This is a genomic window from Turicibacter sp. H121, assembly GCF_001543345.1.
In the GTDB taxonomy this organism is placed as follows: Bacteria; Bacillota_I; Bacilli_A; order MOL361; family Turicibacteraceae; genus Turicibacter; species Turicibacter bilis.
The window spans coordinates 2,594,799-2,609,728 of sequence record NZ_CP013476.1 but is presented as its reverse complement, the minus strand read 5'-3'; the positions used below and the strand labels follow the sequence as shown (position 1 = coordinate 2,609,728).

Genomic DNA, 14,930 nt, shown 5'->3' with positions numbered 1-14,930 from the left:
ATGCTTCACTCTTTAACGGTAAAATTAATGTAGTGAGAATACGATTAGATTATTTATCATGTGCAACAAATACGGCAAATTTAACCCAGTTCTTTATTTTGACTGGAGCTACGTTAACAGGTGGAACGTTTACCCCAGTTAGTGCTGGACAAAGTGTTGTTGAAGCTTCAACAGATGCAACATTTACTGGGGGAACAGTTTCATTATATCAAGGCGTTTCTGAAGGATCTTCTGCTGGACTCGTCATTTCATCATTGGATATGGTGTTAGCACCTGGAGAAATCTTAGTCATTCGTGCTCAATCACAAGGAACGGGAGAGGTGATGGGGTTTTTAAACTGGGTTGAATACTATGAAGAAACAAAAAAGAACGTGCTCACTTGCACGTTCTTTTTATATTATTTTGCTAAAACCACTAATTCGATTGCATCAACTGTTAAGTGATTGATAGTAGATTGTTCGTTAAGTACGCCTGTTTGGTTAGCGATTAATTGGTAGTTATCGTTTAATTCAATGTGAAGTGGTGTGTGTGTTGGGTTGATGAAGATTTTAATTTCTTCGTATGGTCCATAAGCTTTAACATCAGAGATGGTGTACTCAATGATACGATCCTCTAATTTGTTAACTGTGACGTGTTGTTTGATTTCTTCTGCTGTGTTTAAGCGTAGGGCTTTAAGTTCTTTACGTAAGTTAATAAATCCTTTGACGAATTCTACCGTTTCGATGTATTCATCTTTGCGGTCCCAGTCGAATTGATTAACGCTATCTGGTGACATGTAAGAGTTATGATCGCCATCTTTTGTGCGGTTAAATTCTTGTCCTGCATGTAAGAAGGCAATGCCTTGAGAGACCAGAATTAAAGCCGTAATCATTTTTTGACGTTTTAAACGTGTTTCTAATGATTCACAACGGTTTGATAACATAATTTTATCAAACAATGTCATATTATCGTGACATTCAACATAGTTTAACGTCATCGTTGGCTCGACAAATAATGCTTCCATTCCGATGTCCGTACAAGAACCTGCTACGACATTCATCGCACGATTAATGTCTCCTGTATATCCTAAACCATATCCAATATCAGACATTTCATATTCAAATGGAGATCCTTTAATTCCACGTCCAAAACGATCGTTGAAGTGGGCGATTTTTGGCATTTTTTTGTTATTATACATCATCGCTTTTGCTTCTTCTGGCATGATGGATGGCATGTTCCATCCTTCACCATAAACCATGACTGAAGCATCAATGGCCTGACACTCATCAGCGATTTGATTCATTGTTTCTGTATCTAAAATTCCCATTAAGTCGAAGCGGAATCCATCAAATCCATATTCTTTAACCCACATTTTACAAGAGTCGACAATGAATTGACGACACATCGGGCGTAATGAATCCACATCGTTTCCACAGAATGAACCGTTTGAAATTTCACCATTGTCACCAAGTTTGAAATAGTAGTTTGGCATGATGTTTTCAAAAGATGATGTTTGACGGTCAAACATATGGTTGTAAACAACGTCCATGATGACTCTGAATCCTTTTTCATGTAATTTAGCAATCATTTGTTTCATTTCAATGATGCGTGAGTAAGGATTATGAACATCTGTTGAATAACTTCCTTCAGGAACATTGTATTGAACTGGATCATATCCCCAGTTATAAGTTTCAAATTGGTTAAGCTCATCCACTGATCCGAAATCATAAGTTGGTAATAATTGAATATGTGTGACACCCAAATCGACAAGGTAATCAAGACCTGTTAAAGTTCCACGACTTGTTCTTGTTCCTTCTTCAACCACGCCTAAAAACTTACCAACATGCTTAATTCCTGAATTTTTATGGACAGAGAAATCACGAACATGCATTTCATAAATAATTGCATCAGTATATGATTTAACCTCAGGTGCTAATTCACGTTTTGAATCCATTTTGATTTTTTCAGAATCAACGATCACCGTGCGTTGATGATTAGGTGTAGAGGCAATAGCATACGGATCCGTCGCTTGATTCCATGTTCCATTCACTTTAACAAGATAAATATAAGAGGCAAGCTCTAAATCTTGAGAAATTGTAATCGACCAAACTCCTTTATCTCCCTTTGTTAAATCGTAAGTTTCAATCCCATCCTTTGTTTGAACTTCAACTTTAACTTGAGTTGCGATTGGTGACCAAACTTTAAAGGTACTAGCTTCCTTCGTATAGGTTACACCTAAATCATGTCCATCATAATAAAAGGCCTCATCAAATTCCTTTGTTCTGACAACATATCCATATTGTAGTGGCACAGCTAGGTTATGATCATCAGTCACCTTATAGTTTTTTCCTAACTCGAGAATAGGAGTTTCTAAGATATATTTCATATACTCGCCTTCATCGACTGTTTTTAAGATGTTCAGTAACGTTGTCGTTGATGTTTCATCTTTTAATCGAAAGGACTGACTTTCCCCCTGGTAATAACTCTTATTTAAATAAGCTGTAATGGTTTCAAATGTGTCTAAATAAGCTTCAAATGTTTGAAGTTTACGCATAAAAATCCCCCTCATCTTAATGTTCACTTCATTATACCGAAAGAACGCTTAATTTGAAAGGGTTTTTATTGATTGTTGTGCTGTAACGCTTTACATGATGTTCGTTTAAATCGTCGTGGAGTACGGGGCAATAGTTGATGTCGATTTCCTAATTATAAAATGGCACTATCTGTCACATACTAATCTTAGGTTTTGGAAAAGATGAAGTCACTGTCTCTCGTTGTTTAATTTTAAAAGATATTCAATTGTCATAAAGGATACGATGTCTGTTCATTAAATGACGAGTTTTCCAAAATTAGATCATCATGTTGTATTGCAAGAAAAGAGAAGTCATCTTGCTCTAATAAATGGAGAAGGTGATATGAAACGATGATGTAAGGCATTTGAATAGAAAGGAGTCAAGATATGACGACGTATTTAGAGAAGATGTTTATTATTGAAGGGATCATTTTTGCTATTATTGGATTATTATTTTTTATCTTCCCGCTTCAGAGTATTATTAGCTTGAGCACTCTTATCGCAGTACTCTTTATCATTGTTGGGGTTTTAACAATTATTCGTAGTGGGACTCGCGAAGGAAAATGGTTTTATATCTTTAATGGTGTCATTAATATTTTATTTGGACTGGTATTATGGTTATATCCCATTTCAACCTTAGATCTTCTAGTCTTGATTTATGGAATATGGGTTCTTGTTCGAGGTGTTTATTTAATGTTTATCTCGATTAGAAATGGATATTTTGGATTCAATATTTATACCGTTTCAAATGCTATTTTAGTTATTTTTGGTGCCATTGTTGTCTTTCAACCTTTTTCAGCATTGATAACAGCGCCTTATTTTATTGGAACGGCTTTAATTGTGACTGCTTTAGGGGAAATCTACCTTGGCGTTAAATTAAAAGATACTTTTAGATAAAAGAACCTGGAAACCTTAAAAAGTAGATAACTAAAGTAATCTATTATAAAACAAAGCCTGTATCGCAATTTATTAAGTAATTAACGATACAGGCCTTTTATTGCCTAGTTATTTAAAATTTTAGTCACATACTTCAAGTGGATGATGTTCAAAACTAACTTCTTTTATTGTTAATGGATTGAAGTCAGTTATATCATAAACTGCTATATTTTCGTCAAAGGGGGAACTATGTGCTTGAGTATAAGTTCTGAATTTAATCGTGATACGATAGTCGAATGGAGAAGGATAATAGCCACGTTCAATTTCTAGAATCTCATATTCATCCATACCACGTTGATTTTCACCATAGATTCTATTCACTGAATCGATTATGTTAGGTAATAGAATGAGTTCGATTATCCTATCATATTGCGAAATTAGTTCATATGCTGAAAGACTGCTGAAGGATAAATTTTTATTTTCTGCTAAAACATAAGTAATTTCATTAACTTTTAAGATAGGTATACAATATACAAAAGATACAAGTGTTAATAATGTTACTAAACCATAGAGATATTTTTTCATTCGATAGTATCCTTTCTAATTAAATTATACTCTAATAATCTTCTATTTAATTAATTCTTTCATGTATTTAATAGTTTCTAAATTACTATTGAAATAAAAGAGTGGCTTTTATAATTTTGACAGTTTTGCTAATGGTAGGGCAGTATTTTTTTTATTTCTTATTTTCTTCTTCTAACGATTGAAGTCGTCTTTTAATGATTCAATCACTTTATCATGGGATGACTCGCTAAAACTTTGTTTTGGAGGTATAGCAGTTATCCTTTTATTTTGCTCTTTAATAGCTTCATTGATTGGTACTACTAATTCATTTGGATCACTATATAAAAAAGTTTTGCTAACCTTCTTACCTTGCTTTATGTATCTGAACTATCTATGTTTATTGTGTTAGATAGCATAGAAAAACCACCATAGATTTATGGTGCTTTACTTAAATGATCTCATTTAGTTATCTCTATTTAAAACACTTAGGTTCTTTTTAATTGGTCAAATTTGTGTTATGATAGGAATACTATATAAACTGATAAAAAATCTAGATCGTTTAAAATTTTGACTTAGATGAAACAGAGATGGTGAAACGTAATGGAACTAGTATTAACCCAAAATCGAGCGGTAGGTGAGCGACAAAAAACTCATTTTATTCGCCATTTTTTAAATTTAAAAGGAAGTAGTAGTAAATATACAGTTATTTCATATGAACGTGATATATTAGACTTTTTTCAAGTTGAAAAAATTGAGGAGATTACGATAGAACAAATTGTGGCTGTCAATATGTTTGATGTTGAACACTATTTATTAGATTTAAAAGGAAAAGGTTGTGCCTCAGCGACGATTAACCGTAAAGTGTCCTCTTTAAGTTCACTTTATAAATGGCTGTTAAAATATCAAGATAACCGAACGGGAACGGCTTTATTATATTTTAACCCATTTGGAAATCTTCGTGATGAAAAGCCGAAAGTGAATTGTAAAGAAACTGAGTTTCTAACGTCTGAAGAATGTGTGAAGTTATTAAGTGTCTTTGATACGAAGAAGATTTTAGATCTTCGTAATAAGACTATCATGTATTTAGCATTGACGACAGCACTCCGTAAATCAGAACTTATTAATATTAAATTAAAAGATATCGCAAAGTATGGGGAATATGATGTCATTCATGTCATCCGAAAAGGAAGTAAAAAGGATATGGTTAAGATTCAACCCATAGTTAAATCGCTCATTTATGATTACGTGAAGCGAACGGACCGTAATTTTAATGATCATGCAGAAGCTTATTTGTTTATTGGTCATTCAAGAAATAAACGAAATAATGAGAAGTTAGACCCAAGTTCATTAAATTATATGATTAAAGCTGCCTGTAAAAAAGCCGATATCAATAAGCATTTAAAGGTTCATTCGACTAGGCATACGGCGATTACCTTAGCGATTACAGGTGGGGCAAGTATTGAAAAGGTTCGTGATTTTGCAGCTCATCAAAATATTGCCACAACTAACCGTTATGTTCACTCGATTGATAAGTTAAAAGAGAATGCAGGAGATTTTATTCGATTAGATGATATAGAATTTAATATGTAAAAAGCTTGGAATACCAAGCTTTTTTTATTATTCATCATTTTAGTTCGAATTTCTTTCAATCTAACATACCATTAACTATGAGTCTAATGAATGAGGAGAGGAAGTTATGAACAAAAAATATCTATTTACATTATTTAATTTAGTTAGTTATAGCTTTTTATTGATTACATCGATTTTAGTTAATGGAGCAACAGTGTTTTCAGTCCCAGATGCCCAACCTCTTATTACACCTGCTGGCTATGCATTTTTAATTTGGGTACTTATTTATTTTCTTTTAGGAATCTGGATCATTAAGTTTGGATTAAAGTCAACCCCGTATGATGAGGGTTATATGAAAGTGAGTCGTTTTTTACCGATTAGTCTTTTATGTGCAGGGGGATCTTTATTAGTGCGACAACCTTTTGCGTCTTTATTTATAGTAGGAGCTTTCATTAGTGCGATTGGTTCCTATGTTTCATGTCAACATGCAAAAAAGACATCTTCATTTTTTCGAGCACCATTCTCGATTTATTTAGGATGGTTATCTATTGCCACTATTCTTGAACTCTCAATTGTTTTAAAAGCAGCGGGATTTGCAAACTTATTTGGATTACCTGAAGTCTTTTGGGCTGTTTTTATTTTAATGTTTGCTGGATTTATAGCGATTACGTTTAATATTAGTCAGAATGATTTTTTATATCCATTAGTCTTTATATGGGCCTATATCGCGATTGGCATTCGAAATTTAGATCAGCCAGTGATTTTTACCATCTGCTGTGGGGTCATTTTATTAATTGGATGGATGCTCGATCGAAATAAAAATCTATCTTCAAAATGATCAAAACATTTTATAATAATTTTTTACTCTTGTGAATAGAATGAATTAATCGGATAAACATGAGGGTGAAGTTATGTCTTTAGCAAAAGAAATTTTAGAACTATCGGTGCAAGCGTTACAGGAGGACTATCCAACTTATCAATTTATGGTGCAACGTGATATTGCCTGGATTTTGCAAAAAAAGATGATTGAGCTTATTGAAAAAAAGGGGTATGCGCTAGAAGTTTATCAAGACTATCCACTAAAAAGAGGGTGTAAAGAGTATAAAGAGCATGAATTAGTCGTTGTTTCACAAGGAATGAATTATCGTGACATGTTTAAATCGTCTTCTCAAGTTGAGTTGGTCGTGCGTGTCTTATTTGAACCTTCACGTCATCGCCGTGATATTTGTGAGTATCATTTACCTCGGGTCTTAATGCCACAGTTTTTCTCGCAAGTGAATGAATTAAAATCATTAGTTGAAATGAACAAGGCAAAAGATACGAAACTCATATTAGTTGATGAATATTCAAGACATCGACATCAACTGAATCAACAAGAACAAATGGATTGGCAATCTTGGGGAAGTTATGATGATCCAGGATTGAATGTTTCTGTATTAGTGATTTAATATTTTTATGAGCTTAGAAAAAAGCGCTAGTTTTCTTCAACTAGCGCTTTTTTGATCTCGTGAACCGTGGTGAGTACTTTTATACGTGACTAGCGGTTTAAAGATGATGTTCCACTAGAGGTATAAATTATTGTCTAGCTGACTCAAAATAGCAATCAAGATGATGACGATTAAGGTTACCTTCTTTTAAAAGGACTTATTTCTCAAACTCTTTTTCAAGTTTATTTATCTTTCACCCGTCTTCATACACTCATTTTATTAGCTCTGTTATCCATGTTATTCATCATCAAATCCGTAACTCTAACCACTATAACATTTCTTCCGTTTGCTGAATTCTCATCTTCCTCTAATAGAGGGGGGGCTTTTATCTTTTTGAGGAGGAATTGTTTTACTAATGAGTAGTTCGTTGTCTTTTAAATGATAGACTAGTTTATAAAACCCGTTGTTCAACAGGAATAGATCCTGTTTTAAGTTGAATGATTTCGTAGATTTTTGCTCGTTTAATCAGCCACCGATTTTTTGTATGTTTCACGTTGCATTTTTTAGTTTCCATTCGATTTATTGTTCATCTCCTTTTTCTTCTCTTATTATTGGTTACGTTTTACTTATTAGTAATTGTTCATATCTTCTGTATGTTCTTATCCTTTCAGTTTAATTTCTTCACTTTTTTTCATTATTTTTATTGTCATTTTGCGTTATTTTTTTGTTTTCCATAATTTAACTCATCTCTTCGCTTTTTTTATTCTTCATTTTTCTTTGTTCAACATTTTTTTTGCTTATTTTTGATCCCCTCAATTATATTCAATATAATAAAAGTTATATTGAATATAATATTTTGTAATTAGTTTTGTATACATTTGTAAACATAAGTAAACTCGTTGTATATGGATGTTTTATACTTTGTATACTGATGTATACTTTTTGAAGGTGTAAACATGTAGGGTGTAAAAATACTAAAAAATATGATATAATAGATAAAAATGTAGCAAAAAAGGTGAGAAAATGGCAGATGCAGTATTTAGTGTACGTATAGATGAAGAATTGAAGAATCGATTTCTCGAATTGGCACAACAAAACGGGATGAATAATAAAGATTTAATGCAAATGATGTTGACACAGTTTGAATTAGGACAAATCGGGACAGGATCTGATCAGTTCACACAAGATATTGATGAACTACAACGTTTAACAAAGCGTATGGCCGACATTTATATCAATATGGTGGAGCGCGTACAATTACGTGAGTTAGAAACTAAGAATAAAGAAAATCAACAACTTTATGAGCAAGAAGAAGAAATCGCGCAATTAAAAGAACAACTTTCACAATTAGAAGAAAAAGAACGACAAATTCAACATTTAAAAGATCAAGTTAAAGGTTTAAAACAAGAAGTTACTGTTCAAAAAGAAGAGCGACGTAATTTAAAAGATTTAAATGATTTATTACGCGAGAAAAATAGTGAATTAGAAAAGAGACTTGTTGAAGTTGAAGTCAAAATCGAAACAGCAGATGCAGCTTTAGAGGAGTTAACTAAACTTCGAGCGTTAATTGAAGACAAAGAAGAGGAAGTTAAACGTTTAAATCGTCGAATTCATGTGATCGAAGATGAGAAAGAAGAACAAAAGAATAAGTTTTCAGAAAAAATGAATCAAAATCAAGTGGCAATGGATCAAGAGTTTGAGTTGCTAAAACGAAAACAAACGCTTGAATTACAAGAATTGCGTCTTTTATTACAACAAGACCACAGCGAAAAGATTGAAAAGTTAAAAGAAGACTATGAATCAAAGGTCATGCAATTAGTTCAAGAAAATGAGGGATTGAAAAGGCAGTTAGATCAACAGTTATCAAAAGGAGGAGAATCAGAAATCTAACAATAAAAGGGGACAGACAAATGTTTGAAACAGAATTGATTAATGAAATTCGTGAACGATTAAGTATATTTATTGGATTATATGATAGTATCCGTATTGTGGATCTCATTAAAAAGGAACTGATTAAAGAAGAAGGGGGTCCAGCTCACTCGAATTACCTAGAAAAGGGCGCCATTGTTACGATTTTTGGGAACAAGATACCGTTTGTGGGAATTGCGTGTCTTTTATGGCTTATAAAAACAAGGAATCTACTTTTAAAATCGAACGCTATAAAGATGGGGCGTATTGTATATTTGCCTTGCCAATCGAACGCGAAGGTCGCTTATACATTGTAGAACTACTGAAAAAAGTGACAGCTGATGATTTCTTTTCTGATTTGTCTTTTAACTTAGCGTTACCACTCAATACAACAACAACAACTTTGACGGAGTTAGCTAACACGGATGAGTTAACAAAAGTTTATAATCGACGCTACTTTGAAACACAGTTAGCTAAAGAAATAATGTATAGTAGCTTTTATGAAACGAATTTAGCGATCATGATTATTGATATTGATCATTTTAAACAAATTAATGACTTACATGGACATTTAGTCGGTGATGAAGTGTTAAAGCAATTTGTTGAAGTGATTCAGTCAGTCCTTCGTCATGATATCGATTGGATGAGTCGATATGGTGGGGAAGAATTTGTTGTTATTTTAAAAAATGTGGATTTCTCTCATGCGAATAAAGTTGCTGAACGAATTCGCCAGTCTGTTGAGCGTCATTTGTTTAAAATTGGGGATCATGTTCACCGCTTAACGTGTAGTATTGGACTTTCAATGTGTCAAGCAGGTAATTTAAAACAAACTGAATTATTACAACAGGCGGATCAAAAACTATACGAGGCAAAAAATAACGGTAGAAATCGTGTCGTTAGTTAACAGCATGGAAAATCATTGTTGATACATAGGGTGGAGGAACTTTCTCTGGAAGAGACTCAACAAAAGTAGACTGTTGGCAGCTTAAATGGTACGTTTCATTGGTAAAAATATTGTTGCGAATGGTTTAGCTGAAAAATGTGAGATTCAATTATCTTATGCCATTGGGGTTGCTGAAACAACATCGATTTTAGTTGAAGATCTCCCAACTGCAAACGTTTCAAATGAGCAATTAGTTAACATCATTAAACGCAATTTTAAGTTACATCCACAAGGAATTATTGACATGTTACAATTACGTCAATCCATCTTTAAACAAACAGCGGCATATGGTCACTTTGGACAAGCCAACTTACCTTGGGAACAAGTGATCGAATTAGCGGTATAAATCTCTATATAATATAGAAAGAAAAAAAGCTATCAATATTTCAATTGATAGCTTTTTTTGTCATAGTGTCTAAAATTATGTCATACACTTATTAAGAAAGAGGAAATTCTTCCTAAATGGAATCCTAGGACGAGGTGATAAGTATGATTTATAAGTTATTTAACTATTTAAAATCAGTCTCAGTGGAGGGGGAACATGGAATTGAATATTTAAGACATAACTCTCCTTATTTTGAAAGTGAACATGTATGTATAGAAGTTAAAGAAGTCTCTCATAATGAGATTCAGGTACAAGTGATTCGTACCGTTTATCCTCTTTATAAAGTGAGACTCGAGTTTTTAAATCCAATGGAGAATGTTAAAGCGCAATTAGATTCGACAGGGGAATCTACTCCGTTTTGTGAGGAAGCAAAACACAATCAATGCTATACTTGTTCTGATTGGGGAGTATATGCTTTAGGAATTGAAAAAGACTATGGAAATGATGCGTCATTTCTTGTTAGTCCACACTATATTAAAGTAGAAATTCCATTAAATGATTCAAATGATTCTTGCTATCGTCTTTTATTTGAAAAATATTTAACCATTCATCCGAACCAAGAAATTGTCTCACGATTTAATCAGCTATTAGGGTATTCAATCGCTAATTAGATTGATTAAAACCTTCAGGGATTTATTGTAAAATATAACTTTTTTATTAAATAGAAGTAAAATATGGATTTTATCTAGAAGTTTGTCGAACTTAAGAGTTTTTTAAGGTAACTTATGGTATAGTGATGAGGGGATGATTTTAAATCATCAAATCATTAATTGGTGATATTGGGAGGATTTATGAAGAATCAACTACAATTAATAGCTTTAGTAAGTATCCTCATGGTGATAGGTGGATGTTCTCCCCAACTCAAGGCATTAAATGTTGTTCCAAAACCGGAGATAGAAACAGTAGAGTTAGAATCATTAGAAGTAGTGAGTGAAATAATTTCATCTAATTATGAGCCATTGGCTGAATCGTTAGATGCCTATTTACTTGATCAATCATTTAATGGTGTAACGTTAGTCGCTTCAGGTGATGAAATTATTCTGTTAAAAGCGTATGGATTAGCTCAAGTGAATGAGCAGGAAGAAATGACAGTCGATCATCAATTTCAAATTGCTTCTGTTTCAAAGTCATTTGTCGCTGTTAGCATTTTACAATTAGTTGAAGCGGGAAAATTAACATTAGATCAGACGATTGATAAGTATTTTCCAGATATGCCAAATGCAGAGTTAATAACGATCCATCAATTGTTAACGCATACATCAGGCTTATACTCAGGTGATGATTTAACAAATTACAGTCAGGTAACAACTGTTGACGAAATTATTGCACCTGCGTTTAAGTCTTCGAATTTATATTATGAGGAGCCAGGAACGTATTCAATTTATTCAAATTTAGGCTATGATGTCTTAGGAGCCATTATTGAACAGGTTAGTGGTCAAACTTATGCAGACTATATTGAAGAACATGTTTTGATTCCTGCCGGAATGACTCAATCTGGTTTGAATATGGAAGGATTAGTATTAGAAAATATGGCAACAGCTTATAATGGGAATATTTCGGAGGGTGATGAAGCTAAAGTCTTACATCCATCCTTTGGTTATTCCTCAGGTGGGCTTCATTCGACAGCCATGGATTTATATAAATACGATCGTGCGTTACATTCTAATCTGTTAATTTCACAGGAGAGTTACGATTTAATGACTCAAGAGTCTTCGAAAGTTGGAACTAAATCATATGGTTATGGTTGGTATGTGAATGCGGGTGTAGAGGATACAGTTTCTCACCCTGGAAATTTAATTGGTTGGCATTCGATGTTACTACGTCATCAAGAGGATAAAGTCACGGTCATTTTATTAACAAATCATGATGAAAATGACATGTTCATGGCTTATAATCTGGCTCGTTTAGTTTTAGCGGAAGTGGAATAGTAAAGGGAACTCTTCTTAATTGAAGAGTTCCTTTTTATTTAGCCCTTTAAAGTTATCTAGTATAGTGGCTAGGTCAGTTAAAGGAAATGAATTAAATTAAATAGTTGATTAAGAGACGATGCTATGATAGTAGGTAAAGATTCATAAGAAAGGGGAAAATTAAATGAAATTTGGAAACAAGCCTCTCATCAGTGGTATAAAGAGAAATAAGGACGGAAATAATGAATCATAGACCGAGGAAATCGCAAAAATCTTACACCATTTAACAAGAAATCAAAAAGGAAATGAAATCATGACGAAATATATGAAACCATCACCAGAAGAATTAAGAATGAATTTGACACCTTTACAATATGAGGTGACACAAAATAATGCAACCGAACAACCGTTTTATAACGAATATGATCAGCATTTTGAAGAAGGGATTTATGTCGATGTTGTCAGTGGGGAACCCTTGTTTTTATCGTGTGATAAATTTAATTCGGGTTGTGGGTGGCCTGCTTTTTCAAAACCTATTTCACGCCAAATGATTAAGGAAAAGGCAGATTGGTCACATAACATGCATCGTATTGAGGTTAGAAGTGCACAAGCAGATTCTCATTTAGGCCATGTGTTTAATGATGGACCGATTGAACATGGAGGATTACGTTATTGCATCAACTCAGCGGCTTTACGATTTATTCCAAAGGAAGAGATGCAAGCAGCGGGTTATGGGGAGTATTTACCGTTATTAGGTTTGAATGAATAACTTTATTGAAACCTAATAAAGATTGTCAGACAAGCAATACGAGAAGTAGAAAATGAGATTTCATCACGAATAGGAGATCGATTGTTTTCTAGTCAGCTTATTTCAATAGTTCCTACCACTTTAATACCATCTAATTAATCATTCCACAGCATTGAACGGAGTGAAGAAAGCTTAAGACAGATTAATCAAAATACGATTTTAATTTTATTCTAATCAATAGTTTTAATAAAAGAGAGTCTAAATTTAAATGTTAAGGCTTTCTTTTTTTATGAGGAATAAGGATAGAATAATGTTAAAAAAACGTCTATTTTATCTCTTGATTTTCTAATACGGTATGCTAAAATAGCTATTAATTACCAAATTATGTAATTAAATTCTTACTAGAGGGGGAAATCTAGTAAGGATCTAATTAAATAAATCATAAGGGGGAATCCTATATGGCACGTCAACAGTGGAGTTCAAGAAGTACTTTTGTCATGGCTGCGGTTGGGTCAGCTGTAGGGTTAGGAAATGCTTGGCGATTTCCGGGAATCGCATATCAAAATGGGGGAGGAGCATTTTTAATTCCATACTTTATTGCCTTATTTACAGCCGGAATTCCATTACTAGCTTTAGAGTTATCAATTGGTAAAAAGTTTCAATCAGGTGCACCAGGGGCGTTCGCTCAACTAAATAAGAAATTTGAATGGTTTGGATGGTGGGGAGTAGGAACCGCATTTTGTATCGCGGCTTACTACTCTGTTGTCGTAGCTTGGGTGATTGATTATGTTGCGTTATCTTTTAAAGTACCGTGGATGGATAAAGCTGCAGCTGAAGTGTTTACACAAGGGGTGTTACAAGTCTCAAGTGGGATGTTTGATTTAGGAGGATTTAGTCCTGTTGTTTTACTTGGGCTAGTCTTTGCGTGGCTAAGCATTTGGTATTGTATTCGTCATGGCGTAGCATCTGTAGGGAAGGTTGTAAAATATACTGTTATTTTACCAATTATTTTACTGATGTTTTTAATCCTCCGCGCGGTGACTTTACCTGGTGCTTTAGAAGGATTAAGTTATTATTTAGTTCCTGATTGGTCTAAATTATTGGATATTAATGTTTGGGCCGCAGCTTATGGTCAGATTTTCTTTAGTTTGAGTATTTTATTCTCCATTATGGTGGCCTATGGAAGTTATTTGGGGAAAGATGCAGAAGTGACTAAGGATGCAATGATTATCGGTTTAGCTGATGCTGGAATTAGCTTTTTATCAGGGTTTGCTGCCTTTGGAACACTTGGATATCTAGCTCAAATTAGTGGAACACCGATTGCCGAGATGAAGCATACTGGAATTATGCTCGCCTTTGTCACTTATCCTGAAGCGTTAGGACAAATGCCTGGTGGAAGATTTGGAGTCATTTTATTCTCATTAATTTTCTTTATCATGTTATTTACATTAGCGATTGACTCGGCATTTTCTATCATTGAAGCGATTATTACAGCATTTGTTGATAAATTTGGATGGAATAAGGAACGTACAACCTTCTGGTTTTGCGTGGTCGGATTCTGTGCAAGTTTAATTTTTGCCACTCGTGCTGGACTATATTGGTTAGATATTGTTGATCATTTTGTGAATGATTTTAATTTAATTGCCATTGGATTGGTGGAATGTATCGCATTAGGCTGGATTTTTGGGGCTAAAAAGCTTCGTGAGTATCTCAACTCTAATACAAACTTCAAGTATGGGGTTTGGTGGGATGTTGCGATTAAATACATCTGTCCAGTTATTTTCTTATTTATTAGTGTAACATATCTCATTACTAATCTTAAAAATCCATACGATGGTTATCCCGTGGCACATTTAGTTACAGGAGGATGGGCCGTTGTCGCTTTAACCGTTGTTTTCGGTATCATCATGAGTTTCATTCCTACAAAAGATCAGTCAAAGTCTGTCGAAAATGAAAAAGTGACAGTTTAATAAAGGGAAGATCAGTCTTAATTAAATAGACTGTTCTTTTTTATCACTAAAATACAGGTAATTATTAAAAAAATATCAGAAA

The 14,930-nt window shown here is 33.6% G+C and carries 14 protein-coding genes; 12 read left to right on the top strand and 2 right to left on the bottom strand.

Annotated features, from left to right (window positions below; genetic code table 11):
- Positions 1–32 precede the first annotated feature (32 nt).
- Positions 33–443 carry a hypothetical protein gene (locus tag AT726_RS12435; protein WP_158508557.1) on the top strand — a complete coding sequence of 137 codons (411 nt, stop codon included), beginning with the start codon at positions 33–35 and terminating at the stop codon, positions 441–443.
- On the opposite strand, the gene pulA is transcribed toward AT726_RS12435, so the two are convergent.
- Positions 398–2,533: a type I pullulanase gene (gene pulA / locus AT726_RS12430; RefSeq protein WP_068759737.1), complete on the bottom strand. Its 2,136-nt coding sequence runs from the start codon at positions 2,531–2,533 to the stop codon at positions 398–400. The two genes, AT726_RS12435 and pulA, sit on opposite strands and share 46 nt — an antisense overlap.
- Before the next feature lie 405 nt (positions 2,534–2,938).
- Between pulA and AT726_RS12425 the strand changes: the two genes are divergently transcribed.
- Complete coding sequence (locus AT726_RS12425) at positions 2,939–3,448, top strand: HdeD family acid-resistance protein (RefSeq protein ID WP_055305148.1); 510 nt, start codon at positions 2,939–2,941, stop codon at positions 3,446–3,448.
- A 120-nt stretch (positions 3,449–3,568) separates the two neighbouring features.
- Here AT726_RS12425 and AT726_RS13360 read toward each other — a convergent pair whose 3' ends face one another.
- The gene (locus AT726_RS13360) at positions 3,569–3,808 is read right to left on the bottom strand and encodes a DUF3888 domain-containing protein (protein WP_237297131.1); all 240 of its coding nucleotides are present in this window, start codon (positions 3,806–3,808) and stop codon (positions 3,569–3,571) included.
- Between the two features lie 783 nt (positions 3,809–4,591).
- Here AT726_RS13360 and AT726_RS12415 point away from each other — a divergent pair.
- The 10 genes from AT726_RS12415 to AT726_RS12365 all read left to right on the top strand — a co-directional run bounded on the left by AT726_RS12415 (position 4,592) and on the right by AT726_RS12365 (position 14,848).
- Positions 4,592–5,581 (top strand): tyrosine-type recombinase/integrase, encoded by a 990-nt coding sequence (locus AT726_RS12415; RefSeq protein ID WP_068759736.1) that lies wholly within the window; start codon positions 4,592–4,594, stop codon positions 5,579–5,581.
- A gap of 106 nt (positions 5,582–5,687) precedes the next feature.
- Complete coding sequence (locus AT726_RS12410; RefSeq protein WP_068759735.1) at positions 5,688–6,398, top strand: hypothetical protein; 711 nt, start codon at positions 5,688–5,690, stop codon at positions 6,396–6,398.
- Between the two features lie 73 nt (positions 6,399–6,471).
- Positions 6,472–7,008, top strand: coding sequence for a hypothetical protein (locus AT726_RS12405; protein WP_068759734.1), 537 nt, complete (start codon positions 6,472–6,474; stop codon positions 7,006–7,008).
- 1,002 nt (positions 7,009–8,010) lie between these two features.
- On the top strand, positions 8,011–8,877 hold the full coding sequence (locus tag AT726_RS12400) for a hypothetical protein (RefSeq protein WP_068759733.1): 867 nt from the start codon (positions 8,011–8,013) through the stop codon (positions 8,875–8,877).
- Between the two features lie 226 nt (positions 8,878–9,103).
- On the top strand, positions 9,104–9,799 hold the full coding sequence (locus AT726_RS12390) for a GGDEF domain-containing protein (RefSeq protein ID WP_158508556.1): 696 nt from the start codon (positions 9,104–9,106) through the stop codon (positions 9,797–9,799).
- A gap of 85 nt (positions 9,800–9,884) precedes the next feature.
- Positions 9,885–10,184 (top strand): methionine adenosyltransferase domain-containing protein, encoded by a 300-nt coding sequence (locus tag AT726_RS12385; RefSeq protein WP_068759730.1) that lies wholly within the window; start codon positions 9,885–9,887, stop codon positions 10,182–10,184.
- A 143-nt stretch (positions 10,185–10,327) separates the two neighbouring features.
- Entirely contained in the window at positions 10,328–10,834 is a 507-nt protein-coding gene (locus tag AT726_RS12380) for a hypothetical protein (protein WP_055276188.1), read from the top strand.
- A gap of 180 nt (positions 10,835–11,014) precedes the next feature.
- Positions 11,015–12,151: a serine hydrolase domain-containing protein gene (locus AT726_RS12375; protein ID WP_068759729.1), complete on the top strand. Its 1,137-nt coding sequence runs from the start codon at positions 11,015–11,017 to the stop codon at positions 12,149–12,151.
- 292 nt (positions 12,152–12,443) lie between these two features.
- Positions 12,444–12,899, top strand: coding sequence for a peptide-methionine (R)-S-oxide reductase MsrB (gene msrB / locus AT726_RS12370; RefSeq protein ID WP_068759728.1), 456 nt, complete (start codon positions 12,444–12,446; stop codon positions 12,897–12,899).
- A 437-nt stretch (positions 12,900–13,336) separates the two neighbouring features.
- A complete protein-coding gene (locus tag AT726_RS12365) occupies positions 13,337–14,848 on the top strand; it encodes a sodium-dependent transporter (RefSeq protein WP_068759727.1) in 1,512 nt (503 codons plus the stop codon).
- The last annotated feature ends 82 nt before the right edge of the window (positions 14,849–14,930 follow it).